This window comes from Azonexus sp., assembly GCF_036170495.1.
Classification (GTDB): domain Bacteria; phylum Pseudomonadota; class Gammaproteobacteria; order Burkholderiales; family Rhodocyclaceae; genus Azonexus.
In genome coordinates this window covers 1-23,665 of sequence record NZ_JAVHPH010000100.1, presented here as the reverse complement: position 1 = coordinate 23,665, position 23,665 = coordinate 1, and the positions used below count along the sequence as shown (strand labels likewise).

At 63.7% G+C, this 23,665-nt stretch carries 26 protein-coding genes; 22 read left to right on the top strand and 4 right to left on the bottom strand.

All coding sequences use genetic code 11. The features are described from left to right. The coding region (locus tag ADADOO_RS03245) for a hypothetical protein (RefSeq protein WP_511274971.1) at positions 1–395 on the top strand (395 nt) is incomplete at its 5' end. Positions 396–399: 4 nt separating this feature from the next. On the opposite strand, the gene ADADOO_RS03240 is transcribed toward ADADOO_RS03245, so the two are convergent. Together ADADOO_RS03240 and ADADOO_RS03235 are read right to left on the bottom strand one after the other, a co-directional pair. After that, entirely contained in the window at positions 400–1,167 is a 768-nt protein-coding gene (locus tag ADADOO_RS03240) for a TIGR01458 family HAD-type hydrolase (protein WP_511274969.1), read from the bottom strand. Between the two features lie 56 nt (positions 1,168–1,223). Then, complete coding sequence (locus ADADOO_RS03235; protein ID WP_511274967.1) at positions 1,224–2,768, bottom strand: B12-binding domain-containing radical SAM protein; 1,545 nt, start codon at positions 2,766–2,768, stop codon at positions 1,224–1,226. A 155-nt stretch (positions 2,769–2,923) separates the two neighbouring features. On the opposite strand from ADADOO_RS03235, the gene ADADOO_RS03230 reads away from it, so the two are divergent. The 5 genes from ADADOO_RS03230 to dsbD all read left to right on the top strand — a co-directional run bounded on the left by ADADOO_RS03230 (position 2,924) and on the right by dsbD (position 7,634). Continuing rightward, complete coding sequence (locus ADADOO_RS03230) at positions 2,924–3,694, top strand: ABC transporter permease (protein WP_511274966.1); 771 nt, start codon at positions 2,924–2,926, stop codon at positions 3,692–3,694. A 20-nt stretch (positions 3,695–3,714) separates the two neighbouring features. Next, positions 3,715–4,032: a divalent-cation tolerance protein CutA gene (gene cutA, locus ADADOO_RS03225; protein ID WP_511274964.1), complete on the top strand. Its 318-nt coding sequence runs from the start codon at positions 3,715–3,717 to the stop codon at positions 4,030–4,032. A gap of 63 nt (positions 4,033–4,095) precedes the next feature. After that, on the top strand, positions 4,096–5,250 hold the full coding sequence (locus ADADOO_RS03220) for an AAA family ATPase (RefSeq protein WP_511274962.1): 1,155 nt from the start codon (positions 4,096–4,098) through the stop codon (positions 5,248–5,250). Next, positions 5,247–5,846, top strand: a complete 600-nt coding sequence (locus tag ADADOO_RS03215) for a hypothetical protein (RefSeq protein WP_511274961.1) — start codon at positions 5,247–5,249, stop codon at positions 5,844–5,846. Before ADADOO_RS03220 ends, ADADOO_RS03215 begins: the two co-directional genes overlap by 4 nt. After that, positions 5,847–7,634 carry a protein-disulfide reductase DsbD gene (gene dsbD, locus ADADOO_RS03210; RefSeq protein WP_511274959.1) on the top strand — a complete coding sequence of 596 codons (1,788 nt, stop codon included), beginning with the start codon at positions 5,847–5,849 and terminating at the stop codon, positions 7,632–7,634. Between the two features lie 20 nt (positions 7,635–7,654). Here the strand turns inward: dsbD and ADADOO_RS03205 are convergent, their stop codons facing one another. Next, the gene (locus ADADOO_RS03205) at positions 7,655–8,329 is read right to left on the bottom strand and encodes a phosphatase PAP2 family protein (RefSeq protein WP_511274957.1); all 675 of its coding nucleotides are present in this window, start codon (positions 8,327–8,329) and stop codon (positions 7,655–7,657) included. A gap of 141 nt (positions 8,330–8,470) precedes the next feature. Between ADADOO_RS03205 and ADADOO_RS03200 the strand changes: the two genes are divergently transcribed. From ADADOO_RS03200 to ADADOO_RS03130, 15 genes are all read left to right on the top strand, one after another. Further along, entirely contained in the window at positions 8,471–8,710 is a 240-nt protein-coding gene (locus tag ADADOO_RS03200) for an acyl carrier protein (RefSeq protein ID WP_511274956.1), read from the top strand. Positions 8,711–8,713: 3 nt separating this feature from the next. Beyond that, on the top strand, positions 8,714–9,964 hold the full coding sequence (locus ADADOO_RS03195) for a beta-ketoacyl-[acyl-carrier-protein] synthase family protein (protein WP_511274954.1): 1,251 nt from the start codon (positions 8,714–8,716) through the stop codon (positions 9,962–9,964). 18 nt (positions 9,965–9,982) lie between these two features. Next, positions 9,983–10,267, top strand: a complete 285-nt coding sequence (locus ADADOO_RS03190) for a phosphopantetheine-binding protein (protein WP_511274952.1) — start codon at positions 9,983–9,985, stop codon at positions 10,265–10,267. Then, positions 10,264–10,929: a COG4648 family protein gene (locus tag ADADOO_RS03185; protein ID WP_511274951.1), complete on the top strand. Its 666-nt coding sequence runs from the start codon at positions 10,264–10,266 to the stop codon at positions 10,927–10,929. The genes ADADOO_RS03190 and ADADOO_RS03185 overlap by 4 nt, the downstream gene beginning before the upstream one ends. Further along, a complete protein-coding gene (locus ADADOO_RS03180) occupies positions 10,926–12,290 on the top strand; it encodes an AMP-binding protein (RefSeq protein ID WP_511274949.1) in 1,365 nt (454 codons plus the stop codon). Before ADADOO_RS03185 ends, ADADOO_RS03180 begins: the two co-directional genes overlap by 4 nt. Continuing rightward, on the top strand, positions 12,277–12,582 hold the full coding sequence (locus ADADOO_RS03175) for an ApeI family dehydratase (RefSeq protein WP_511274948.1): 306 nt from the start codon (positions 12,277–12,279) through the stop codon (positions 12,580–12,582). Before ADADOO_RS03180 ends, ADADOO_RS03175 begins: the two co-directional genes overlap by 14 nt. Next, positions 12,579–13,490, top strand: coding sequence for a lysophospholipid acyltransferase family protein (locus ADADOO_RS03170; protein WP_511274946.1), 912 nt, complete (start codon positions 12,579–12,581; stop codon positions 13,488–13,490). Before ADADOO_RS03175 ends, ADADOO_RS03170 begins: the two co-directional genes overlap by 4 nt. Continuing rightward, positions 13,487–14,152 (top strand): LolA-related protein, encoded by a 666-nt coding sequence (locus tag ADADOO_RS03165; protein WP_511274945.1) that lies wholly within the window; start codon positions 13,487–13,489, stop codon positions 14,150–14,152. The genes ADADOO_RS03170 and ADADOO_RS03165 overlap by 4 nt, the downstream gene beginning before the upstream one ends. Continuing rightward, a complete protein-coding gene (locus tag ADADOO_RS03160) occupies positions 14,149–16,482 on the top strand; it encodes an MMPL family transporter (protein WP_511274944.1) in 2,334 nt (777 codons plus the stop codon). The genes ADADOO_RS03165 and ADADOO_RS03160 overlap by 4 nt, the downstream gene beginning before the upstream one ends. Positions 16,483–16,551: 69 nt before the next feature. Then, complete coding sequence (locus tag ADADOO_RS03155) at positions 16,552–17,196, top strand: alpha/beta fold hydrolase (protein ID WP_511274942.1); 645 nt, start codon at positions 16,552–16,554, stop codon at positions 17,194–17,196. A 1-nt stretch (position 17,197) separates the two neighbouring features. Beyond that, positions 17,198–17,998, top strand: a complete 801-nt coding sequence (locus tag ADADOO_RS03150; protein WP_511274940.1) for a polysaccharide deacetylase family protein — start codon at positions 17,198–17,200, stop codon at positions 17,996–17,998. Beyond that, positions 17,995–18,717, top strand: coding sequence for a class I SAM-dependent methyltransferase (locus tag ADADOO_RS03145; protein WP_511274939.1), 723 nt, complete (start codon positions 17,995–17,997; stop codon positions 18,715–18,717). The genes ADADOO_RS03150 and ADADOO_RS03145 overlap by 4 nt, the downstream gene beginning before the upstream one ends. A 4-nt stretch (positions 18,718–18,721) precedes the next feature. Then, complete coding sequence (locus tag ADADOO_RS03140; RefSeq protein ID WP_511274937.1) at positions 18,722–19,906, top strand: DUF1615 domain-containing protein; 1,185 nt, start codon at positions 18,722–18,724, stop codon at positions 19,904–19,906. Between the two features lie 100 nt (positions 19,907–20,006). After that, on the top strand, positions 20,007–20,285 hold the full coding sequence (locus ADADOO_RS03135; protein WP_511274935.1) for a type II toxin-antitoxin system RelE/ParE family toxin: 279 nt from the start codon (positions 20,007–20,009) through the stop codon (positions 20,283–20,285). A gap of 8 nt (positions 20,286–20,293) precedes the next feature. Then, the gene (locus ADADOO_RS03130; RefSeq protein ID WP_511274933.1) at positions 20,294–20,602 is read left to right on the top strand and encodes a HigA family addiction module antitoxin; all 309 of its coding nucleotides are present in this window, start codon (positions 20,294–20,296) and stop codon (positions 20,600–20,602) included. A gap of 55 nt (positions 20,603–20,657) precedes the next feature. Here ADADOO_RS03130 and ADADOO_RS03125 read toward each other — a convergent pair whose 3' ends face one another. After that, on the bottom strand, positions 20,658–22,640 hold the full coding sequence (locus ADADOO_RS03125; protein ID WP_511274931.1) for an autotransporter domain-containing protein: 1,983 nt from the start codon (positions 22,638–22,640) through the stop codon (positions 20,658–20,660). 462 nt (positions 22,641–23,102) lie between these two features. On the opposite strand from ADADOO_RS03125, the gene ADADOO_RS03120 reads away from it, so the two are divergent. Next, positions 23,103–23,665: beta-ketoacyl synthase N-terminal-like domain-containing protein (locus ADADOO_RS03120; protein ID WP_511274929.1), on the top strand; the 563-nt coding region annotated here is incomplete at its 3' end.

The window sequence follows — 23,665 nt, the reverse complement described above, 5'->3', positions numbered from 1 at the left end:
GCATCGCCAAGAAAAAGGCGTCGACGGCCATCATGCTGAGCCGTACCGAGCGCCGCCAGGTTGCGCTGCTGACCGCCAGCACGCAGGCCGGCGAGCCACAGGTTTTCACCTACGACCCGAACGACAATTATCAGGGCGGTCTCGACGAACTGGACCTGCACCGCTCGTTCAATCGCCCCAAAGTTGTCGATAAATCAGCCGGCGAAGAAGCCGATCGCGATGACCTGCCCGGTCACATTCGGCTCCGCCTCATGGTGGCGCGGCTCAAGGCGGTCGAAGCCCACGCCCTGAGCCAGGTGCCAGACACCGACGAGGCGCTTCCCGATTCAGTCCTGCTTCGCCTCAAGGAAGCGCGCCTCGCAGCCGTTGCCGCGCATCAACGCAAGTTCGGCTGATTTCTCAGCCGAGCAGGGCGTCGACCGCAGCAGAAAAATCATCGTAAACAGCAGCCGGACGGATGTCCGGATGCGCTTCGTCGCCGCCCCGGAACTTCCCCGTCCGCACCAAAATCCCCGGAATACCCGCCGCCTGCGCGCCGCCGATGTCATCGCTCAGATCGTCGCCGATCAGCACCGCCTCGGCCGGCGCGACACCCAATTCAGCCAGCGCCGCATTGAAGAAAGCCGGCGCCGGCTTGCCGGTAATTTCGGCAGCAATCCCGGCCGAATACTCCAGCCCGGCGACAAAAGCGCCCATGTCCAGCGACAGCCCATCGGGTTCCATAAAATAGCGATTGCGCGCCATCGCCATGAGCGGCAAGCCCTGCATGAGCAGCCGGAAAGCATAGTTCAGAATCGGGTAGGTGAAATGCGTCCCCATGTCGCCGAGCACGACAATATCTGGTTCGGGATGGCTTTCGCCCATTTCGGCGGCAATGTCCGGGTGAATCAGCCACAGCGGACGCAGCCCCCGGCGACGAACCAGCGTCCGCGCCGCCAGCGCCGCCGTCTGAATCTCGCTGGCGGCCAGCGTGAAGCCCATGCGCTGCAGCTTGGCGAACAAAATGTTGCTCGGCGTCCGCGTCGTGTTGGTCAGAAAACGTAGCGGCAAGCCGGACATGCGCAGCCGATCCAGCGCCCGAACCGCCCCCGGCAAGGCATCGTCGCCAGTGTGCAGAACCCCGGCCAGATCGATCAGGACGGCCTTCGGTGAAATTGTCGGCACCATCTCAGCCCCCTCAGAAAAATTTTGACCATCGTTCGATGGTCGTCATTGGCGAAAGTTTAATCATTACTGGCATGCCTGCCTTGCCGCGACGCCAACGCCCCGGCCACCCGCCGCACCGGCTTTTCCCGGTCCTTCAACAAACCCTGCAGACACCTGGGATTGGCGCGGGCACCGCTGGCTTGATAGTCGGCGAGCAAGGTCCGGCGAACGCCTTCCTTTTCCATTCCGACCACGCCGGTCAGGTAATCGAACAGGCTATCGACCAGTATTTCCGGCGTCAGGCGGTTGGTCTGGCTGGTGCTTTGCCAGAGCCAGTCGGCCAAGGCGAGGAAAGCATGGAAGGGCGACGGGCCGGCCAGCAGGAGAGGCAGGGTTTGCCGGAAGCGGCCGGAATTGGCGAGCAGATCCCAGTAGCGGGCCAGGCGGGTGAAGCGCTCGACGGTCGGTGCGTCAACCACGGCGCTTTGGCGGACGGTGTAGGGGGGTTCGGTGGCGTAGACCATGCCGTAAGCCAGGCCATGGCGAGCGATCGGCGTGCCGCGCAGGCGTTTCAGGACGCCGAGCTGGATTTCGTGCGGGCGCAGCGCATACAGGCGGTCGAAGCCGGCGGCGAAACTGGCCAGCGTTTCGCCGGGCAGGCCGAAAATGAGGTCAGTGTGCAGGTGCGCGTGGCTTTGATTGACCAGCCAATCGAGATTTTCGCAGGTTTGGTCGTTGTCCTGCCGACGTGAAATCGCCTGCTGGACCTCCGGGTTGAAGGTCTGGATGCCGACTTCGAACTGCAGCACGCCGGGCGGGAAGCGGGCGATCATGTCTTTCAACCGTTCGGGCAGGTGATCGGGAATCACCTCGAAATGCAGGAAGAGGTCCGGCGTCAGGCGGTCGAGGAAAAATCGCAGGATGCTCAGCGAGCTGTCGATCTTGAGATTGAAGGTGCGGTCGACGAACTTGAAGTTGCGCGCCCCGCGCTCGTAGAGCGTTTCGAGCGCGGCAAGAAAGCGCTCTTGATCGAAGGCCCAGGCCGTTTTGTCGAGCGAACTGAGGCAGAACTCGCACTTGAACGGGCAGCCGCGCGAGGCTTCGACGTAAAGCAGGCGATGCGCCAGATCGTCGGCGCTGAACTCGGCGTAGGGCAGGGCGATCACGTCCAGCACCGGCTGTTCGCCGGGGATCACTTTCATCAGCGGCGGCGGGCCGTCGAGCAGGGCTCGGCACAGCTTCGGGAAGCTGACGTCGCCCCAGCCGGTGATCAGGTGGTCAGCCAACCGAACGATTTCCTGCCCCTCCCATTCGTAACTGACTTCCGGCCCGCCGACGACAATTTTCAGCGCCGGCCGCGCTTGTTTGAGGCGCCGGACAACCTCGGTCGTTGCCTCGACGTTCCAGATATAGACACCAAAGCCGATGATCTGCGGTTCTTCGGCGAGCAGGGCGTCGACGATTTCCGGCACCGGCCGGGCGATGGTAAATTCGCGCAGAAGGGCCCGTTCGCGGAGCCCGGCGCCGCCATGCCGGTCCATGTTGGCGAGCAGGTAGCGCAGGCCGAGCGAGGCGTGGATGTATTTGGCGTTGAGCGTGCTGAGGATGATGGCGGGCGGCATTTCGCCATTTTGACAGCTTCGCCGAGGCCATCCGTAGCGTTCCCACGGTCAACCGGAAAAAAGGGCAAAAATCAAAATCGACAGGGCACAGAACATAAACGCTTGCTTTCTGGACAGAGGCTAAAATGCGTCATCCGTTTCGTTCGATCCGCCCCATGCTGCCTCAACCCTCCCTGCTCGGCTGGCTTCCCGTCTGGCAACGCAATTTCCTGGTCTGGCGCAAGCTCGCCCTGCCGTCCATCCTCGGCAACCTGGCCGATCCGCTGATTTACATGCTCGGCCTCGGCTACGGCCTGGGTGCCATGCTACCGACCATCGAAGGCCAGCCCTACATCGCTTTCCTGGCTGGGGGAACAGTCTGCGCGTCGACCATGAACGCCGCCACTTTCGAGGCCCTGTACTCGGCCTTTTCGCGCATGCACGTCCAGAAAACCTGGGAAGCCATCCTCAACACGCCGCTCGGGCTGGGCGATGTCGTCGCCGGCGAACTGTTCTGGGCGGCGACCAAATCGCTGCTCTCGGGCGCCGCGATTCTCGTCGTCATCACCGCCATGGGCCTAACCAACGGCCCGCTCATGCTCTGGGCGCTGCCCGCCATCGTCCTCACCGGGCTGGCCTTCGCCGCCCTCGGCCTGATCTGGAACGCGCTGGCGCCGTCCTACGATTTCTTCATGTATTACTTCACGCTATTCATCACGCCAATGACCCTCATTTCCGGCGTCTTCTTCCCGACCGACCAGCTCCCCGGCTGGCTGGCCCTGATCGGTGGCTGGCTGCCGCTGGCCCAGGGCGTCGCGCTGGTTCGCCCGCTACTCGCCGGCCAGATCCCGGCCGACGCCCTGATCCACATCATGGCGCTGCTCGCCACCACGGCCGTAGCCTTCACCATCGCCCTCCACCTGACCCGGCGCCGCCTGCTCAAGTAGACACAGTAGAATTCGCGCTAATGGAAACCCTGCTCGTCATCACCCACTGCCCGGACGAAGAAACCGCCAACGCCATCGCGCTCGCCGCCGTCGAGGCCAAGCTGGCCGCCTGCGCGAACATCCTGCCGCGCGTCCAGTCGGTCTATCGTTGGCAGGGCAAGGTCGAATCGACTTCCGAAATTCCGCTTTTTTTCAAGTCGACCGTAGCCAACTACCCGGCGCTCGAAGCCCGAATCCGCGAACTCCATCCCTACGAGCTGCCCGAAATTATCGCCCTGCCGCTCAGCCACGGCTTGCCCGCCTACCTGAACTGGGTGGCGGCAGAAACAGAGAAATGACAATCAGCCTTCACCGTTCGATAATCTGCCAAACATGCAAACGGCACAAACAGGAGGCACGGGATGTTGATTACCCGACTTAAGCTCAAAAACTGGAGAAATTTCCGTGACGTTGACGTCAAGTTAGGACCTCGCGGTTATTTGATCGGCGCAAATGCCTCTGGCAAATCCAACTTCCTGGATGTTTTTCGCTTTTTACGGACAATTGCCCAGAGCGAAGGTGGTGGCTTGCAAAAAGCCTTGAAAGACCGTGGAGGTTTGACCAAGCTCCGCAGTCTTCACGCACGCAAGGATCCCGAGGTTCGCATCGAAATCGAACTCTCGGAATCGTTGGCCGACAGTTCGCCAACGTGGAGTTACACGCTTGCCTTCAAAAGTGAGGGTAAAGGATTGCAACGTGTGCTGATTACCGAGGAGTCGGTTTATCACGGCAACGAAGAGGTGCTGGTACGGCCAGGCCCTGAAGATCGCTCCGATCCTGCCCGACTGACTCAAACCCACCTTGAGCAGATCAACAACAACGCCGGCTTTCGTGAATTAGGCGATTATTTTGCCGCCACTACCTACCTGCACTTGGTACCTCAGCTGCTAAAGCACAGTGACGAGATCAGTGGCCGGATAGTCGAAAGTGACCCGTTCGGCCAAGGCTTGTTGCAGAGAATTGCCAAAACGCAGCCAAGAACCCGAAAAGCCCGCTTGGACCGCATTCAGAAGGCGCTGGAAATTGCTGTTCCTCAGTTTTCCGAACTGGAATTTGAGCAAGATCCAATCACTGGCAGCCCCCACCTGAAGGCTAATTTCAAGCATTGGCGAGTTCATGGCTCCTGGCAAAGAGAAGATCAGTTTTCCGATGGTACTTTGCGTCTACTTGGGTTGCTATGGGCTTTGCAGGAAGGCGATGGGCTGCTACTTCTTGAGGAACCGGAGCTATCCCTAAACGATGCGATTACCGAACACATCCCGCTCATCATTGACCGCGTACTACGCAAACGAAAATCGTCGCGTCAAGTGCTGATAAGTACTCACAGCGATAACCTGATTGCCGAAGTAGGCGACCCCCAAGCAGTTCTTCTCTTAGAACCGAGCGGCAACGGATCGATTATTCGTACGCCGGACACGGCAGAGACTGAGGCTATGCAACATGGCCTCAATCCGGCGGAAGTCTTGCTCCCCAAAACCCGCCCCGAACAAATAGATCAGATGGGTCTGTTTGGATGAGTCAAATTCTGGTTGTCGGCGAAGACTCCTTAACCTGTGCGCTAGGCGAACAACTGGTTAAGGAACTGCTACCCAACTGGATCATGCCGACGGCACCGATCAACAAGAAGGGCGTCACCAAACTCATTCCCGAATTTCCACGGTTCATTAAGCAGGCAAAGTTCCAGCCCGTTTTGTGCATCGCCGACAACGATGGAAAATGTGTCAAGGAATTGCTTGCCAACTGGTTGCCCAAAGCCTTGCCCCGCAATTTTTGCCTCAGGCTTGCCGTTGCAGAAGCCGAAAGCTGGCTGATTGCCGACCGAAAATCCATCGCCGATTTTCTTGGCATCCCGGAAAAACATGTTTCGAAAACCCCTGACAACGAAGCGGACCCAAAGAGGCATGTACTGAATTTGGCGCGAAAATCTACAAATCGCGAACTTCGTCTTGAAATGGTTTCTCAGACGGATATCAGCAAGCAAGGAACCGGTTATAACCCACACCTTTGTCACTTTGTAAAAACGTATTGGTCAGCACAACGTGCAGCCGATAACTCCCCAAGCTTGGCCCGTGCAATCTTACGAATTGCAAAACTTGCTCAGGCAAACGATTAAATGACCATGCGCCTCCTCTTCCTCGTCTTTGCCTTTTTCCTCTCGCTCGCCCACGCCGAGGAATTTCTCGATCCGGCCGTCGCCTTCAAGCCCTCGGTCAAGGCCCTCGACGGGCAGACGCTCGAAATCAGCTACGAAATCGCCAAGGGCTACTACCTCTACCGCGACAAATTCCGTTTCCGCGTCGAGGCTGAAACGGTCACCTTCGGCACGCCGACCTTCCCGAAAGGCAAGGAGCATGACGACGAGAATTTCGGCAAGGTCGAGGTCTATTACAACTCGGTCGCCATCCGCGTCCCGGTCGAGCGCGCCCCGAAGGAAGTCCCCTTGGGGGGCATGTCCTCCGGCCCCTTGCCGCTAAAACTCAACGTCACTTCGCAAGGCTGCGCCGATGCCGGCATCTGCTATCCGCCGCAGACCCAGCCGCTCAGCGTCGAACTGCCCGACCCGGCCAGCGCACCGCCAGCCTCGGCAGCGCCGGCCGAAGGCGACGAAAGCGGACAAATCGCCGCCACGCTCAAGAATGCCGGCTTCTGGACCAGCCTCGCCTTCTTTTTCATCGCCGGCCTCGGTCTGGCGCTGACCCCCTGCGTCTTCCCGATGATCCCCATTCTCTCCGGCATCATCGCCGGTCAGGGCGACAAAAACTCGCATGCCCGCGGTTTCGCGCTGTCCATCGCCTACGTCCTCGGCATGGCCGTCACCTACGCCGCGGCCGGTGTCGCGGCCGGCCTGAGCGGCACGCTGATTTCCGCTGCGTTGCAAAACCCGTGGGTGCTCGGCAGTTTCGCACTGGTTTTCGTCGTGCTCTCGTTCTCGATGTTCGGCTTCTACGAACTGCAATTGCCGACCGCGCTGCAAAGCAAGCTGTCGGAAGAATCCGGCCACCTGCAGGGCGGGCGCGGCATCGGCGTCTTCCTGATGGGCGCGCTGTCGGCGCTCATCGTCGGCCCCTGTGTTGCCGCCCCGCTGGCCGGTGCGCTGCTCTACATCGGGCAGACCGGCGACGCCGTTTTCGGCGGTGCGGCGCTTTTCGTCATGGCGCTGGGCATGGGCGCGCCGCTCATTGCCGTCGGCGTGGCCGGCGGTTCGCTGCTGCCCAAGACCGGGCCATGGATGGAAGGCGTCAAGAAAGCGTTTGGCGTGCTGCTGCTGGCCACTGCCGTCTGGCTTGTCTCACCGGTCGTCCCGCCGGTCGCGGCTATGCTGGCCTGGGCGGCGCTGCTCATCATCCCGGCCATCTACCTCCATGCCCTCGACCCGCTGCCACCGCACGCCACGGGCTGGCACCGTTTCTGGAAGGGCATCGGCATCGTCATGCTGCTGACCGGCGCTGCGCTGCTCATCGGCGCCCTGGCCGGCGGCCGCGACCCGCTGCAACCGCTGGCCGGGCTGCGCGGGCCAGCCGTCGCCGCCGAAGAGACAAAGCTGCCGTTCGAACGCATCGCCTCGGTGGCCGAACTGGACGCCAGAGTCAACGCCGCCGGCCGCCCGGTCATGCTCGATTTCTACGCCGACTGGTGCGTCTCGTGCAAGGAAATGGAGCGTTTCACTCTCTCTGACCCCGCGATTCAGGGCAAATTGGCCGGTTTCACGCTATTGCAGGCCGATGTCACCGCCAACACCGAAGACGACAAGGCCTTACTGGCCAAATTCAAGCTGTTTGGCCCGCCGGGCATCATTTTTTACGATAGCAAAGGGCAGGAAATCAGCACCGTGCGCATCGTCGGTTTTCAGGACGCGGCACAGTTCATGAAATCCCTGCAGCGGGTCGCCAGCGCCGGTTAGCGTTGAAACCTCGTCAAGGTTTAGAGATCCCCGGCCGACGCGCTGCGCAGCGCCTGGCGCAAACCAAGAAGACCGAACACGCCCCCGGTCAGCACCCCGGCCAGTACGTCGAGCGCGACATGCTGACGCGTCGCCACGGTGGACCACAGAATGGCCAGACAATGCAGCCAGATCAGCCCTGACACCCAGCGACGCCCCCCGATGGTCCGGGCAATCCGCGCCAGCCAGATGGCGGCGAAAACCGCCGAGGCGACGTGCAGCGAAGGACACGCGTTGCCGCTGGCATCGACATCCTTGATCATCGCCATTTCCGGATAGAGGCGCCAGTCAATGCCGGCGGGCGGCACGCCAGTCGGGAACAGCCAGAAAATACCCAGGCAGAACAGACACAGGGCCGCCATCCAGATCCCGAACCGGACGAGCGGCTGGATTTCCCTGAGCAGCGCGGCCGGCAGCGAAACATAGACCCATAGCGAGGCGTAAACTGGAAAGGCCAGCCCGCAGACCGGAATCCACGTATCGATAAAAATCAGGGGCATTTCCGTTACCGGAAACTGCGGATTGCGCAGCACCCAGAAATAGGCCCAGAAAAAAAGCAGCATAAAGGCTGCCGTACCGACTGCCTTGAGCGGCATCTGATAGACCATCCGTGCGGCGATCTGCCGTATCCAGTGCGATCTGGCGGACGGGGGCATGGTTGGCGCGATAGCGTGGTTTGGCATGAATTGAGTCGCATGGTAGCAAAACACCAGCAGTCACAGGTAGCCGCCGGCGAAGCCTGCCACCTTTGCGGCAAGCCTTTGGAAAACATGGCCTTTCGGCTAAAATTGCCGGCTATGGAATCTATTGGCCTGATTCGCGATTTTCTCCAGGACCGCCTTGGCGTCGAGCCGGGAAATGTCGTTCCCGGGGCCCTGCTGGCTGAGCTCGGCGTAGACTCGCTGATGATGCTCGAACTGATGTTCGAGTTCGAGGATCGCTTCGGCGTCAAACTGTCCAGCGACCTGAAAACCCCCCGGACCGTCGGCGAAATGGTGTCGCTGATGGACGGGCTGATCACCAGCCAGAAGTCCTGAACGATGAGCCAGCGGCGGGTGGCGATTACTGGCCTCGGGCTGGTCAGCCCTTATGGCGGCGACCTCGCCGATTTCTTCAGGCGCCTGTGCGCTGGCCAGTCGGCCGTGCGCTACCTGCTCACCGATGATCTGCCGCGCCCGCTATCCATTCCTTTCGTCAGTTGCCCGGATTTCGACCCCGATGCCGCCCTCGGCAAGCCGCTCGCCTCGATGATGGACCGCTTCGCCCAGCTCGGCATGGCAGCCGCCTTTGCGGCCTGGGACGACAGCGGCCTGCCGCGCCAGGCCGACGGCGAGTCGCGCGATCGCTGGGGCGTGGCCTGGGGAACAGCGCTCGGTGGCACACTGGCCTACGAAAAGGGCTACCGCGAGCTGTGGCAAAAGGGCCGCGAACGCCTGTCGCCGCTTTCCGTCGTGCTCGGAATGAACAATGCAGCCAACGCCCACATTTCGATCCAGCTCGGGCTGGGCGGCGTCAGCATGAGCCACACGGTAGCCTGCGCCTCGTCGGCCATCGCCATCGGCGAAGCTTTCCGCCGCGTGCGCAGCGGCGAGGCGACGGTGATGTTGACCGGCGGCTCCGATGTGCCGCAGGCCTACGGCGTTGCCCGCGCCTGGGAAGCCTTGCGCGTCATGGCGCCGGGCGATGCCGACACCTCGGCCGCCGCCTGCCGGCCTTTTTCCGCCGAGCGCCGCGGCCTGGTGCTCGGCGAGGGCGGGGCGGCCCTGGTCCTCGAAGACTGGGCGCATGCCGTCGCCCGCGGCGCCCGCATCCACGGCGAGATCGTCGGCTACGGCACGACCTGCGACCACCACCATCTCGTCCGTCCGGAAGCCGACGGGCAAATTCGCGCCATCCGGCTCACCCTGGCCGATGCCGGCCTGAGCGCCGGCGACATCGATTACGTCAACGCCCACGGCACGGCGACGGCCGAAGGTGACCCGGTTGAAGTTGCCGCCCTGAAAGCCGTTTTCGGCGAGCGCGCGGCAAGCCTGCCGGTCAGCGCCACCAAGTCGATGCACGGCCATCTGCTCGGCGGCTCGGCGGCCATCGAAGCCATCGTCAGCGTACTTGCCCTGCGCGACGGGATTATTCCGCCGACCGCCCATCTCGGCGCCATCGACCCGGCCTGCACCGGTGTCGACCACGTGACAACGGCCCGTCACGGCCAGCCGCTGCGCGCCGCGCTGTCCAATTCCTTCGCTTTTGGCGGTAGCAACGCGGTCCTCGCGTTCCGCGCCGTCGACCTGTAACCCCACGGATGTACCGCCATGTCTGAAGCCATTTCCCCGGAAATCATCGAAGCCCTGCTGCCGGAAGTCGCCGAGCTGATCGTCACGGCGCTCAATCTCGACCTGCCGCCAGCCGAGATCGCGCCGGATGCGCCGCTGTTCGGCGAAGGTCTCGGCCTCGACTCGATCGACGTGCTCGAAATCGCCCTGGTCATTTCGAAGAAATACGGCTTCCAGCTCAAGTCGGACAACGAAGATAACCTGCGCATCTTCTCGTCGCTGCGCGCCCTGGCCACCCACATCGCCGCCCAGCGGACCAAATGAGTCTTTCACCGGGCCAGCTGCTGCGCGGCCTGGCCGTCGTCGTCTTTCTCGCCGCCTGGGCCTTCCTGGCCCACACCGGCAGCGCCGGCGAAGGCTCGGGCGATCTCTCGGTGCTCCTCGGCATCGCCCCGATTGTCGCCACCCTCGGCCTGCTGCTCTGGCGCAGCAGTCACCCGGCGCTGACCGCCACCGGCATTCTCGCCATGCTCGGCGGCCTGGCCTGGCTGTGGCCGACCTTGCGCGACAACATCGCACTGCTTTTTTTCATCCAGCACCTCGGCACCAACCTGGCGCTCGGCACGCTATTCGGGCGCAGCCTGCTCGGCGGCGGCGAAGCGCTGATCACCCAGCTCGCCCGCGCCGTCCATCAGGGCGAACTGTCCGCGCGCAAGTACCGCTACACGCGCCAGGCAACGCTGGCCTGGACGCTGTTTTTTCTGAGTAACGCGCTGATCTCGGCGATGCTTTGGCTGTTCGCCCCACACCCTGTCTGGTCGGTCTTCGCCAACCTGCTGTCGGCCCCGCTGCTCGCCGCCATGTTCATCGGCGAACACCTCTGGCGGGGCAATGCCCTGCCGCCGGAAGAGCGGCCGAGCATTGCCCAGGTCGCCCGTGCCTACCGCCTGCGCAGCCAGCAACAACCGCCGCCGGCCAAACCATGACAGCTCCGCTCCTCGCCCACGGCGATCTCGACGCCGTTTTCGCCTGGACGCCAGAAGGCCCGATCAGCGTCGACGGCTACCTCGCCGACGCCCACCGGCTGGCCGAACAATTGCCGGCCACCGGCTATCTGCTCAACCTCTGCCACGACCGTTACCGCTTCGCCGTCGGCTTTGCGGCCGGCCTGCTGCGCGGCATGACCAGCCTGCAACCGTCGTCGCAATCGGCGGAAACCTTCCGCCGGCTGCAGGCCGAGTACCCCGGGCTGGTTTGCCTGTGCGACGGCGCCGCCGACACGCTCGACTTGCCGCGCCTCGACTTCCCGAGCGATTTTTCGGGCACTTCCACGGTCAACCGGAAAAATAGCCCAAAAACGACATCGGCCATCCCGCAGATTCCGGCCGATCACCTTGCCGCCATCCTGTTCACCTCCGGCTCGACCGGCCTGCCGCAGGCCCAGCGCAAGACCTGGGGCAAGCTCGTCGCCAACGGCCGGGCCGAAGCCGTCGCCCTCGGCCTCGACCGCCAGCCGCACGCCATCGTCGGCACCGTGCCGGTCCAGCACAGCTACGGTTTCGAATCGACCTTCCTGCTCGCCCTGCACGGCGGCTGCGCCTTCTGGGCCGGCAAGCCGTTCTATCCGCAGGACATCGCCGGCGCGCTGGCCGCCGTACCGCAGCCGCGCCTCCTCGTCACCACGCCTTTCCACCTGTCGGCGCTGCTCTCGGCCGAAATCGAGCTGCCGCCCGTCGACCTGCTGCTCTCCGCCACCGCGCCGCTGTCGACGACCCTGGCCGCTCAAGCCGAAGCGCGCACCGATGCCCCGCTGCGCGAAATCTATGGCTCGACTGAATCCGGTCAGCTGGCCACCCGGCGCACCACCGACGGCGCGGCGTGGACGCTGCTGCCCGGCGTCCGCCTTGAGCAGGACGGCGACGACACTGTTGCCTGCGACGGCCATGTCGAAGGTCGCGTCGCGCTCTCCGACCTCATTGAGCTGCTGCCCGACCAGCGTTTTCTGCTCCACGGCCGCCACGCCGACCTCGTCAATATCGCCGGCAAACGCACCTCGCTGGCCTATCTCAATCATCAGCTTTCTGCCGTGCCCGGCGTCGTCGATGGCGCCTTCTTCCTGCCCGACGAGGAGGGCCCGGACGGCATCACCCGCCTGACCGCCTTCGTCGTCGCGCCCGGCCTGACTGCCCGACAAGTCAGCGTCGAACTGCGCCAGCGCATCGACGCCATCTTCCTGCCCCGGCCGCTCGTCCTCGTCGACCAGCTGCCGCGCAACAGCACCGGCAAGCTGCCGCGCGGCGATCTGCAGGCGCTGTATGCCGAGAAAGTCAGTCATGGCGGACGCTGAATTTCACTGGCTGATCCCGGCCGACCATCCGGCCTTTGCCGGACATTTTCCCGGCCGGCCCATCGTGCCGGGGGTTGTGTTACTCGACCGCGCCATCCTGTTCGCTGAAGCAATGCTGGGTCAGCCGGGACTGAATTGGCAGGTCGGCAACGCCAAGTTTTTCAGCCCGGTTGGACCTGAGGAAGCGCTCACTTTCTCGCTAACCACCAAGCCAAGCGGGGCCATTTCTTTCACCGTGCGCGCCGCCGAGCGCGACGTGGCCTCCGGCAGCCTGACCGCCGCCGTGCCATGAGCCAGAAAGAGCCGACCGACGCCGACTGGATGCGCCAGCAGGAACGCAGCAATCTGGCCATCCTCAAGCTGATGGTCTGGATTTCGCTGACCTTCGGCCGCCGGGTCGGCCGCCTCGTCCTCTACGGCATCGCCGCCTATTTCGTCCTGTTCGCCCCGCGCGCCCGCCGCTTCAGCCGCGACTACCTGCATCTGGCGCTGAACCGCTGGGCCGAATGGTCGGACGGCTTCCGCCATGTCTTCAGCTTCGCGAGCACGATCCACGACCGGATCTACCTGCTCAACGACCGTTTCGACCTCTTCGACATCGAGATCATCGGCAACGAAGCCGTCCAGAAAGTCGCCGCTGAGCACCCCGGCGCCTTGCTCATCGGCGCCCATCTCGGCAGCTTTGAAGTCCTGCGCGCCGTCGGGCGAGGGCAGCAGGGGCTCAAGGTGGCGATGCTGATGTACGAGGAAAACGCCCGCAAAATCAATTCGACCCTCGAAGCGATCAACCCGGCGGCCAGTCAGGACATCATCGCACTCGGCCGCATGGATTCGATGCTGCAGGCCCGCGACCGGCTTGACGCGGGCTACCTTGTCGGCCTGCTGGCCGACCGCGGGCTGGGCGACGATGCCACGGTCGACTGCGATTTTCTCGGCAAACCGGCCCCGTTCCCGCTCGGCCCCTTCCGCATGGCCGCCATGCTGCGCCGTCCCGTTTTCTTCATGACCGGGCTGTATCTGGGCGGCAACCGCTACCAGCTGCATTTCGAGCCGCTGGCCGATTTTTCCGATACGACGCGTGAAGAACGCGACACTGCCATTCAGGCAGCCATGCAACATTACGCTGACCGCCTGACGTATTTTTGCCGTCTGGCCCCGTACAACTGGTTCAATTTCTTCGATTTCTGGCAGAAAAAATGATCATTCACGTGGCAACCAATGACCCAACTTCCGTTCGGGCTGAGCCGGTCGAAGCCCTTCGACGGGCTCAGGGCGAACGGGCGGTGAATTGGCGGGCTTACAAGCGCCTGCTCAGCACCCTGATGCTGCTCGCTGCCGCCCTGCCGGCTGCCGCCTTCGATGTCGGACAGCTGATGACCGATCTCGCCAAAAACAAAGGCGGCAAGGCGAAATTCACCGAGAAGAAGTACATCTCGCTGCTCGACAAGCCCGTCGTCTCGTCCGGCGAAATGAGCTACACGGCGCCCGACCGCCTCGAAAAACGGACCTTGCAGCCCAAGGTCGAAACCCTGTTGCTCGACAAGGACATGCTGTCCATCGAGCGCGAAAAGCAGAAACTCAGCATCAACCTGGCCAACCAGCCGGAAGCGCTGGCCTTCGTCGACAGCATCCGCGGCACGCTGTCGGGCAACCGGGCGGCGCTTGAGAAAAACTATGCCCTGCATTTATCGGGTAATGCCAACAAGTGGGTGCTCACGTTACTGCCCAGCGACCAGAAAATTTCCGCCCTCGTGCTGCGCATCACGGTCAGCGGCAGCCAGAGCCTGATCCGCAGCATCGAGTACCTGCAGGCCGACGGTGACCGTTCGGTGCTCAACATGGAGCCGATCGAGACCAAATGAGCGCGGCGGCGCGTGCCTTCCTGATCTGGCTGCTGGCCATGCTGGCCGGCGCCATCGTCGTCTGGAACAGCCATTTTTCGGCCGACATGTCGTTTTTCCTGCCGGCCCGGCCGAGCGCCGCGCAACAGGTGCTGGTCGACCAGTTGAAGGAAGGCGTCGTCACCCGGCTGCTCATGGTCGCCCTCGAAGGCGGCGATGCGGCGCAGCGGGCGGCCATTTCGCGCCAGTTGCACGGTCGACTGGAAAAATTGCCCGAATTCGTCAGCGTCCAGAACGGCCAGGCCGGCAGCCTCGACGCCGACCGCGACTTTCTGTTCCGCCACCGCTACCTGCTCAGCCCGGCCGTCAAGCCCGAGCGTTTCACGGTGGACGGCCTGCGCGACAGTATCGCCAACAGCGTCGATCTGCTCGCCTCGCCGGCCGGCATGATGATCAAGCCGCTGCTGCCGCGCGACCCGACCGGCGAAATGATCGAACTGCTCTCCGGCCTCAGTTCTGGCGCCCAGCCCAATGTGCGCGAGGGCGTCTGGGCCTCGCGTGACGGCGAACGAGCCATGCTGCTGATCCAGAGCGCCGCCCTCGGCTCGGACACCGACGCCCAGGAACAGGCGACTGCCACCCTTCGCCGCCAGTTTGCCGAGAGCGCCCGCGAGGCCGGCTTCAGCGACGCCCGGATCGTGATTTCCGGGCCCGGCGTTTTCGCCGTCAAATCGCGCGAAACGATCAAGAGCGAAGTCAGCAAGCTGTCGACGATCAGCACGCTGGCCATCGTCGCCGTGCTGTTTTTCGTCTATCGCTCGGGCCGCCTGCTCAGCCTCGGCCTGCTGCCCGTGGTCAGTGGTGCGCTGGCCGGCATCGTCGCTGTCAGCCTCGTTTACGGCACGGTGTTCGGCATCACCGTTGGCTTTGGCGCGGCGCTGATCGGCGAGGCGGTCGATTACTCGATCTATTATTTCGTCCAGTCCGGCCGGCTCGGTGCGGCTGAATGGCGGGCGCGCTTCTGGCCGACCATCCGCCTCGGCGTGCTGACCTCCGTGTGCGGCTTCTCGGCGCTCCTTTTTTCCGGTTTCCCCGGCCTGGCCCAGCTCGGCCTCTATTCGCTGAGCGGCGTGCTGGCCGCCGCGCTGGTCACCCGTTTCATCCTGCCGGCGCTGGCCGGCAACGATCACCCGGTGCGCGATCTGAGCCACCTCGCCCCCCCCCTCAAACAGGGCATCCGGGTGCTGCAGAGCCTGCGCTGGCCGGTCATCCTTCTCACCATCGCCGCGCTCACGGTCCTCATCATCGACCGCCACCAGCTCTGGCACCCGAACCTGTCGGCGCTGAGCACGGTCAGCGCCGAAGACTCGGCAACCGACATGGCCTTGCGCGCCGACATTGGCGCCCCGGATTCACGCTACATGGCGGTGATCACCGCAGCGGACCGCGAAGCGGCACTGCAGGCCGCCGAACGGGCCGGGCGGCAGCTCGACGCGCTGGTCGCCCAGGGCATCATCGGCGGCTACGACAGCCCGGCCCGCTTCCTGCCCAGCCAGGCCATGCAGGCCACCCGCCGGGCCAGCTTGCCGACCGGCGAGGAACTGGCCGCACGTCTTAAATTGGCGCAGGCCGATTCCCCACTCGCCGCCAACAAACTCGGCGCCTTCCTCGACGAAGTCGCCAAGGCGAAAGAGCAGGGCGCCATCACTCGCGAAACGCTCAACGGCACCAGCCTGGCGCTGGTCGTCGATTCGCTGCTCATGCCACGACCGGACAGCTGGAGCGTGCTGCTGCCGTTGCGCCCGCCCGCCGGCGTCAAAGGCGTGGACATCGACATCGAGCCGGTGCGCACGGCACTGGCCGGTAGCGGCGCGCTATTCATCGACATGAAGTTCGAATTCGACCGGCTCTACAACGATTATCTCGACGAGGCGACGTTGCTCTCGCTGGCCGGTTTTGCCGCCATCGTCGCGCTGCTCGCCGTCACGCTGCGCTCCGCCCGCCGGCTCGGCGCCGTCCTGCTGCCGCTGCTCCTCGCCGTCATCCTGGTCATCACCGGCGTGCACCTGGCGGGCGAACAACTGCACCTCATGCACCTGATCGGCATGTTGCTGATCGTCGCCGTCGGCTCCAATTACGCGCTGTTCTTCGACCGGGCCGGCAATGAACACCGGCTCGATCCGCCGACCCTGGCCTCGATGACCATCGCCAACCTGACCACCGCCATCGGCTTCGGCACGCTCGCCCTGTCCAGCGTCCCGGTGCTGCACGCCGTCGGCATCACCGTTGGTCCGGGCGCCGTGCTGGCACTGTTGCTTGCTGCGTGTTTTTCGGGGCGCGAGCGTGAATAGCCGGCTTTCCACGGTCAACCGGAAATTTCGGCCAAAAATGAAAAGCCACGTTTCACGTGAAACCGGCGCATGAGCGCCGCGCTCCGCACCCTGCGCCATGACAGCGGCGGCGACAGCCTGCTCGTCCTGCTCCCCGGTGCCTACATGACGCCCGAACATTTCGCCGCCAACGGCTTTTTTGCCGATGCCAGCGTGCGCCACCTCAAGCTCGACATTGTCGCCGTCGACCTCGGCCTCGATGCCGTGTCGAGCGGCGATGCGCTGCCGGTGGTCATCGAGCAGATCCTCGTCCCGGCCCGCGCCAAGTATCGGCGGGTCTGGCTCGGCGGCATCTCGCTCGGCGGCCTGCTCGCGCTCTGCGTCAACGCCGACCATCCCGGCCTCGTCGATGGCCTCTGCCTGATCGCGCCGTACCCCGGCAGCCGGCTGACCACCAACGCCATCCAGCGGGCCGGCGGCCTCGATGCCTGGGAACCAACCGCCGTCGACCTGAGCGACCCCGAGTTCCGCGCCTACCGCTGGCTCAAGGCGCCGCCGGCCGGCTTCCCGGTCTTCGTTGGCTACGGCACAGAGGACCGCTTCGCCGACGGCATGCGAGCCATCGCCGAACGCTTCCCGGGCGCCGCCCGCTGTGCCTTGCCGGGCGACCACGACTGGCCGGTCTGGCGCGATTTATGGGAACATTTCCTCAACCTTGGCCACTTCGCCGCCTGACATGCCAACGCCCTGGAAACCGACCTTCGCCATCCAAGCCACGCTCGCGGTCCATGCTGCCGCCGCCGTCGGCTGTCTGGTCGCGCCGGGAATCTGGCCGTGGGCGGTCGGCGCGCTGGTCATCAACCACGCCATCATCACCACCGCCGGCCTGCTGCCGCGCACGACGCTGCTCGGCCCCAACCTCAACCGTCTGCCGGATGACGCCGTCGCCCGCCGCGAAGTCGCCATCACCATCGACGATGGCCCCGACCCGGAAGTCACGCCGCGCGTCCTCGACCTGCTCGACGCCGCCAATGCCAAAGCCACCTTCTTCTGCATCGGCTGGCGCGCCCGCCAAAACCCGGCCTTGTGCCGGGAAATCGTCGCCCGCGGCCATCGCGTCGAGAACCATGGCGACTCGCATTCCAAGGCCTTCGCCTTCTTCGGCCCGGGCCGCATGCAGGCCGACATCGCCGCCGCCCAGGCCAGCTTCACCGACATCACCGGCCAGTCACCACGCTACTTCCGCGCCACGGCAGGGTTGCGCAATCCTTTCCTCGACGCCGTCCTGCACGGCCTCGGCCTCAGGCTGGCGAGCTGGACGCGCCGCGCCTACGACACGCGCTGCGCCGACCCGGACATCGTTTTCCAGCGCCTGAGCCGCGACCTTGGCCCCGGCGACATCCTGCTCCTGCACGATGGCCACGCCGCCCGCACACCAGACGGCCAGCCGGTCATTCTCGCCGTGCTGCCGCGCCTGATCACCGCGCTGCGCCAACATTCACTCAACCCCGTCACCTTGCCCGACGTCACCTCATGACCAAGCGTTTCCTGCGCACCCTGCTCGACGAAGCCAGCCGCCCCTTCCAGGGGGGTGGCCATTTCGCCTACCACTACGCGCGCGGCAAGCTGTCTTCCGACAGCATCTTCCGCGAAATCCTCAAGCGCGGCCTGTTCCCGGCTGAAGCGCATTACCTCGACCTCGGCTGCGGCCAGGGCAGCCTGTTCTCCTGGCTGCTCGCCGCCCGCCAGCTGTACGACGCCGGCCACTGGCCGGCAGGCTGGCCGGTCGCGCCGAAAGCCCTGAGCCTGCGCGGTATCGAACTCATGCAAAAGGACGTCGACCGCGCCGCCCGCGCTTTCGGCGCCGACCATCCGGTCCTGCACATCGAGCAGGGCGACATGACCAAGGCCGATTTCGGCCAGGCTGACGTGATCACCATCCTCGACGCGCTCCACTACTTCGACCACGCCCACCAGAAGGACGTCATCAAGCGCATCCGCGCCGCCTTGCCACCCGGCGGCCTGTTCCTCACCCGCGTCGGCGACGCCTCGGCCGGCCTGCCTTACCACCTGTGCAACTGGGTCGACCACGCCGTGACCTTCGTGCGCGGCCATCGCCTGCCGCGCCTCTATTGCCGGCCGCTCGCCGAGTGGATCGCGCTGCTCCAAAGTCTCGGCTTCACGGTCGACACCGACCCGATGAACGACATCAAGCCCTTCGCCAACGTCATGCTCGTCTGCCGCGTTCCGGCCTGATCCGATGCGTCTAAAAATCCGCCTCGTTGTGCTGTCCGCCGCGTTGCTCGCCATCCTGGCTGGCTGCTCGCTGTTCGAGGAAGGCGAGGAGGAGGGCGGCGCGCTACCCTCCGACATGGCCCGCCGCGCCGATGGCCGGACAGCCACGGCCTGGCCGACGTCGCTGGCCGAAGCCGAGGTCAAAAAGCGCATCGTCCGCCTGATTCCCGCTTACGCCAAAGATCGGCAAGGCTGGGCCGACGACCTGCACACCGCCTTCAAGGCGCTGGAAGTGCCGCACGCGACGCCAACCTATTGCGCCGCCATCGCCATCATCGAGCAGGAGTCGAGCTTCCAGGCCGACCCGAGCGTGCCCGGCCTGCCCAACATCGTCCGCCGCGAGCTGGATAACCGGGCCGGCCGCTACGGCGTGCCATCGCTGCTCGTCAATGCCGCGCTGAGCAAGAAGTCGCCCGATGGCAAGACCTACAACGAGCGCATCGACGCGCTGAAAACCGAGAAGCAGGTCAATGCGCTGTTCGAGGACATGACCGGCGAGCTGCCTTTCGGCCGCCAATTGTTCGCCGACTACAACCCCGTGCGCACCGGCGGGCCGATGCAGGTCAGCATCGATTTCGCGACGCTGCAAGTCAGGGAGCGCAACTACCCGTACCCGATGGCGAAAAAGGTTCGTGACGAGGTGTTCACGCGACGCGGCGGCGTCTATTTTGGCAGCGCCATCCTGCTCGACTACGAAGTGCCCTACGACGCCATCGTCTATCGTTTCGGCGACTTCAACGCCGGCCGCTACAGCAGCCGCAACGCCGCTTTCCAGATCGCGCTCGGCAAACTCACGGGCCAACCGCTGGCCCCGGACGGCGACCTGATGCGCTATGAAAACGGCCAGCCGGCAGCGGTCCCGAGCAGCGTCGAGGCAGCCGCCATCGGCATCGCCAGGCAGCTCGACATGAGCCGCCCGCAAATCCGCCGCGACCTGCTCCTCGAAAAAACCGCCGCCTTCGGCCGTAGCCCGCTCTTCAACCGCGTCTTCGAACGGGCTGAAAAAGCCGGCCGGCCGCTGCCCCGCCAGGCCCTGCCGCAGATCGACCTGAAAAGCCCGAAAATCAGCCGCAAGCTGACGACAGAGTGGTTCGCCAGGAGGGTAGAAGGGCGCTACCGCAGTTGTTTGGCGCGGAGCAGTGGCAAATAGCTCATTGCCACGGTCAACCGGAAAAATGGGCCAAAAATGAAATTTCTTTTTCCCCGGAAAATCGCTTGAAACGCACCATCCGTTAAGCTACGCTACACACATGATCAAGACCTTCCGCCATCGAGGAATCGAAGCCTTTTTCACGACAGGGTCCAAAGCCGGTATCCAGCCGCACCATGCAGCGAAAATCGCCCGCCAGCTCAAGCACCTTGACCGGGCAAAACGACCGGAGGACATGAACGTGCCGGGCTGGAAACTGCACCCGCTGGCGCAGGACCTAGCCGGCCACTGGTCGGTGTGGATCAACGGCAACTGGCGTCTGACCTTCAGTTTTGACGGCGAAGATGCCATCTTGGTCGACTATCAGGACTACCACTAGGAGCACTCATGGCACGCATGTTCAACCCGCCGCACCCCGGCGAAACCCTCAAGGAAGACATCCTTCCCGCCCTGAACCTCTCCGTCACCGATGCGGCGAGGCAGCTCGGCGTCACCCGAACCGCCCTCTCGCGGGTACTCAACGGCCACGCCGCCATTTCCCCCGAAATGGCCCGGCGCATCGAAGCCTGGCTAGGCACCGACCGCGGCGGCAACGCCCAGCTCTGGCTGGGAATGCAGATGGATTACGATCTGTGGGTGGCGGAACAGCGTCCGGCCCCGAAGGTTAGCCGAGCACCGGAGATGGCTGCGCAGTAGCGGGATGAAATACCGATCTGACAACGGGGGCAATTTTTGCCTGCCCCCCGTTAATTCAGAACGCCATTTGCCAGTTAACTGCCAGCCAATAGTTTGGCACTTCGCCTTTGGTCGTGGCATTAACCATCAACGAGCCCTTACCTGCGCCAACCTGCCCTTCCAAACCGACGCCGGCACGTAGCCAGTCGCGTTGGTTGCTGGTTCCGGCAAGGTCAAAACCGAACAGCCCGATCACATCACCCGACGTACGGGCACCGTTACGCTCGAAACGGTGAGCCGCTTCAAGCAAGCCCACGAGTTGGATGTTTCCCGAGATCGGCTTTGCCGCACTGACACCGAGGCGCAGTTCGGTAGCGTTGTCCTTGCGGGCATTGAAGCGCGCCGGAAAGCCGCCGCCGGTTTCGGTATAGGCCGCCAGTTTGGCCTCGCTATAAGAAAGATCGACGTAAGGCGCCACATCGGTGCCGGCGACACGCCAGGCACTGTCCCAATCCAGGCGGACACGCAGGCCCCAGGTATCAACGTCCGGCGCACCGTTGGAAGCCGTCTGCACCCCAGCATTCAGGTAACCACGCCGGAGGTCGGCACTGGCCCAGTGGCCGTAACCACCGATGGTTGCCCACAATTTGCCAGCACCGATATCGCCAACGGGCAACAAGAGTTCGGCGAGCAGATAGGTGCCATCGGTCTTGGCTTGGCCGTTCAAGGCAAGATTCTGCTTGGCCCAAGTCTGGCCGAGCGAGAGATTTACCTGAGCGAAACCCAGGTTGCGACCAAAGCCGACCTCAGCCAAACCCAGGTCGCCATTCCGCCCGCCATGATCATCCTTGCCCCAATCCCCGGCCAGCCAGAAAGTCTTTTGTCCTGCTGCCACGCGCCGGGCCAAGGGCCGACTGTGCGCGCCATTGATCACCAGACTGGCAGCACCCAGCGCAACGTTGCCGCCAACCGCCGTGCCAGCCAGGCTTTGCTGCACATCAGCCAGCGTCACCAGGCCGCTGCCAACGGTAGCAACACGAGCGACGAAGGCCCGATTTGTTTCGAGTTCGCCAACCACGACGCTGCCGTCGCTGTTAGTAGCATAGGCCGTCAGCGTGATATCCGTCGGCACCGTCACACCGGCAGCACGCAACCAGTTTTCTACGCTTTGCATGCCACTACTCGTCCAGCGGAAGGCGCGCCAGGCCGTATCTCCTGTTGTAGGTGAACCGCCCACCACCACTCTACCGTCAGCTGATACGCCGGCTGCCACCGAAGACGTACCGCCCAACGTACCTAGATCCGCCATGACGTTGTTCGTCCAGCGGAAAGCATGGTGAGTATTGTTTGCAAGATCGCTAGAACCCACCACCACCGCGCCGTCAGCAGAAACGCCGTAGGCTGACGAATAGTTGCCACCCAAGGTGCCAAGGTCAGTCATGACATTGTTGGTCCACCGAAAAGCATGATCCCAGCCGCCAACGGTATCAGCGTCGCCCACCACCACAGCGCCATTAGCGGAAACGCCGTAGGCGTGCGAGTTGTTCGGGCCTCCCAGGGTGCCAAGGTCGGTCATGACGTTGTTGGTCCACCGGTAGGCATGTAGGGTGAGGCTATTAGTAATTTGAGAATGACCTACCACGACGGCTCCGTCGGCGGACACGCCTTTGGCGACCGAGTTGTCTCCGCCCAGGGTACCTAGGTCGGTCATGGCATTGTTCGACCATCGGAAAGCATGGCTAACGCCAGCACCTACCGCGGAGAATCCCACCACCACGGAACCGTCAGCAGAGACGCCGTAGGCGGCCGAGTACGAACTGCCCAAGGTACCGAGGTCGGTCATAACGTTATTTGTCCAGCGGTACGCGTGGATCGAATTCCCAGCCGTGGCTGCCTCCCCAACAACCACCGTGCCGTCGGCAGACACTCCGTAGGCCCACGAAAACGTGCCTCCCAGCGTGCCGATATCGGTCAGGCTGTCTTGCGCGCTCGCGGTTCCGGCGAAATAAGGAGAGAGCGCGGCAATCGCCAGCGCAATGAGTGTTTTTCTTGTGTGCATGGATAGGTCCGTAGGTCGGTTCTTGAGATTCGTAATATGTCTGGAAGACAGAACGTCGAGAATGCGCACTACATACCCCAATGCGCGCGTCATTGTAGGGGGGGAGGGGTGATTCGATCAACCGAAATCGTCCGGCGTGGCATGGAAAAGCAGAGGGGCCACGACTTTTGTCGACCGCCACCTTTATCGCCGACGCAAATCACCTACTGCGCCTCTGCGACGGTCAACCGGACATTCCGGCCAAAATCAGAAATACATCTGCGCCAAATCCCTCGGGTTGAAGGCGAAGAAAAATTCAAGCTATTCCAATTCGGCAGTGGCAACACAGCGGCGAGTTCAACCCAACCTTCTGCCACCAGGACTCACCGTTTTGACGCTCCAGCCCTGTTAGTAAGCGGTACCAACCGCTTGCCATGCATCGCCTCTGCTAAAATCGACAATAATCCCACTTTGAGCACCACCGTGACTCCGCTGCTGATTTCTGCCTACACCGCCACCACCTGCCTCGGCCGGGGGCTTGATGCCATGCGCGAGGCCTTGCGCAGCGGGCGGAGCGGCCTGGTGCCATGCGCTTTCGAGACCGTTCAGCTGGATACCTGGATGGGCGAGGTGGCCGCGGTCGACGCCCAAAAACTGCCGGCATCGCTGGCCATCTACGATTGCCGCAACAACCGGCTGGCGCAGATGGCGCTCGAAACCGATGGTTTCGCTGATCGCGTGCGCGCAGCCATCGCCCGTTATGGCAAGTCGCGGGTCGGCGTCTTCCTTGGCACCAGCACGGCCGGCATTCTGCAGACCGAGTTGGCCTATCGCCGGCGCGACCCGGAAACCGGTGCCTTGCCTGACGATTTCCACTACCGCACCACGCACAACTCTTTCTCGCTAGCCGAATTCACGCGCGACTATTTCGGGCTGGAAGGCATGGCCATGGCCATTTCGACCGCCTGTTCGTCGAGCGCCAAGGTCTTCGCCGCGGCCGCCCGCCAGCTTGAGCTCGGCAGCATCGACGCCGCCCTCGTTTGCGG

Excerpts from the sequence above, each read along its gene's own strand:
- ADADOO_RS03240 (WP_511274969.1), bottom strand. The coding sequence starts at position 1,167 with ATGGTGCCGACAATTTCACCGAAGGCCGTCCTGATCGATCTGGCCGGG.
- ADADOO_RS03235 (WP_511274967.1), bottom strand. The coding sequence starts at position 2,768 with ATGCCGCCCGCCATCATCCTCAGCACGCTCAACGCCAAATACATCCAC.
- ADADOO_RS03230 (WP_511274966.1), top strand. The coding sequence starts at position 2,924 with ATGCTGCCTCAACCCTCCCTGCTCGGCTGGCTTCCCGTCTGGCAACGC.
- cutA (WP_511274964.1), top strand. The coding sequence starts at position 3,715 with ATGGAAACCCTGCTCGTCATCACCCACTGCCCGGACGAAGAAACCGCC.
- ADADOO_RS03220 (WP_511274962.1), top strand. The coding sequence starts at position 4,096 with ATGTTGATTACCCGACTTAAGCTCAAAAACTGGAGAAATTTCCGTGAC.
- ADADOO_RS03215 (WP_511274961.1), top strand. The coding sequence starts at position 5,247 with ATGAGTCAAATTCTGGTTGTCGGCGAAGACTCCTTAACCTGTGCGCTA.
- dsbD (WP_511274959.1), top strand. The coding sequence starts at position 5,847 with ATGACCATGCGCCTCCTCTTCCTCGTCTTTGCCTTTTTCCTCTCGCTC.
- ADADOO_RS03205 (WP_511274957.1), bottom strand. The coding sequence starts at position 8,329 with ATGCCCCCGTCCGCCAGATCGCACTGGATACGGCAGATCGCCGCACGG.
- ADADOO_RS03200 (WP_511274956.1), top strand. The coding sequence starts at position 8,471 with ATGGAATCTATTGGCCTGATTCGCGATTTTCTCCAGGACCGCCTTGGC.
- ADADOO_RS03195 (WP_511274954.1), top strand. The coding sequence starts at position 8,714 with ATGAGCCAGCGGCGGGTGGCGATTACTGGCCTCGGGCTGGTCAGCCCT.
- ADADOO_RS03190 (WP_511274952.1), top strand. The coding sequence starts at position 9,983 with ATGTCTGAAGCCATTTCCCCGGAAATCATCGAAGCCCTGCTGCCGGAA.
- ADADOO_RS03185 (WP_511274951.1), top strand. The coding sequence starts at position 10,264 with ATGAGTCTTTCACCGGGCCAGCTGCTGCGCGGCCTGGCCGTCGTCGTC.
- ADADOO_RS03180 (WP_511274949.1), top strand. The coding sequence starts at position 10,926 with ATGACAGCTCCGCTCCTCGCCCACGGCGATCTCGACGCCGTTTTCGCC.
- ADADOO_RS03175 (WP_511274948.1), top strand. The coding sequence starts at position 12,277 with ATGGCGGACGCTGAATTTCACTGGCTGATCCCGGCCGACCATCCGGCC.
- ADADOO_RS03170 (WP_511274946.1), top strand. The coding sequence starts at position 12,579 with ATGAGCCAGAAAGAGCCGACCGACGCCGACTGGATGCGCCAGCAGGAA.
- ADADOO_RS03165 (WP_511274945.1), top strand. The coding sequence starts at position 13,487 with ATGATCATTCACGTGGCAACCAATGACCCAACTTCCGTTCGGGCTGAG.
- ADADOO_RS03160 (WP_511274944.1), top strand. The coding sequence starts at position 14,149 with ATGAGCGCGGCGGCGCGTGCCTTCCTGATCTGGCTGCTGGCCATGCTG.
- ADADOO_RS03155 (WP_511274942.1), top strand. The coding sequence starts at position 16,552 with ATGAGCGCCGCGCTCCGCACCCTGCGCCATGACAGCGGCGGCGACAGC.
- ADADOO_RS03150 (WP_511274940.1), top strand. The coding sequence starts at position 17,198 with ATGCCAACGCCCTGGAAACCGACCTTCGCCATCCAAGCCACGCTCGCG.
- ADADOO_RS03145 (WP_511274939.1), top strand. The coding sequence starts at position 17,995 with ATGACCAAGCGTTTCCTGCGCACCCTGCTCGACGAAGCCAGCCGCCCC.
- ADADOO_RS03140 (WP_511274937.1), top strand. The coding sequence starts at position 18,722 with ATGCGTCTAAAAATCCGCCTCGTTGTGCTGTCCGCCGCGTTGCTCGCC.
- ADADOO_RS03135 (WP_511274935.1), top strand. The coding sequence starts at position 20,007 with ATGATCAAGACCTTCCGCCATCGAGGAATCGAAGCCTTTTTCACGACA.
- ADADOO_RS03130 (WP_511274933.1), top strand. The coding sequence starts at position 20,294 with ATGGCACGCATGTTCAACCCGCCGCACCCCGGCGAAACCCTCAAGGAA.
- ADADOO_RS03125 (WP_511274931.1), bottom strand. The coding sequence starts at position 22,640 with ATGCACACAAGAAAAACACTCATTGCGCTGGCGATTGCCGCGCTCTCT.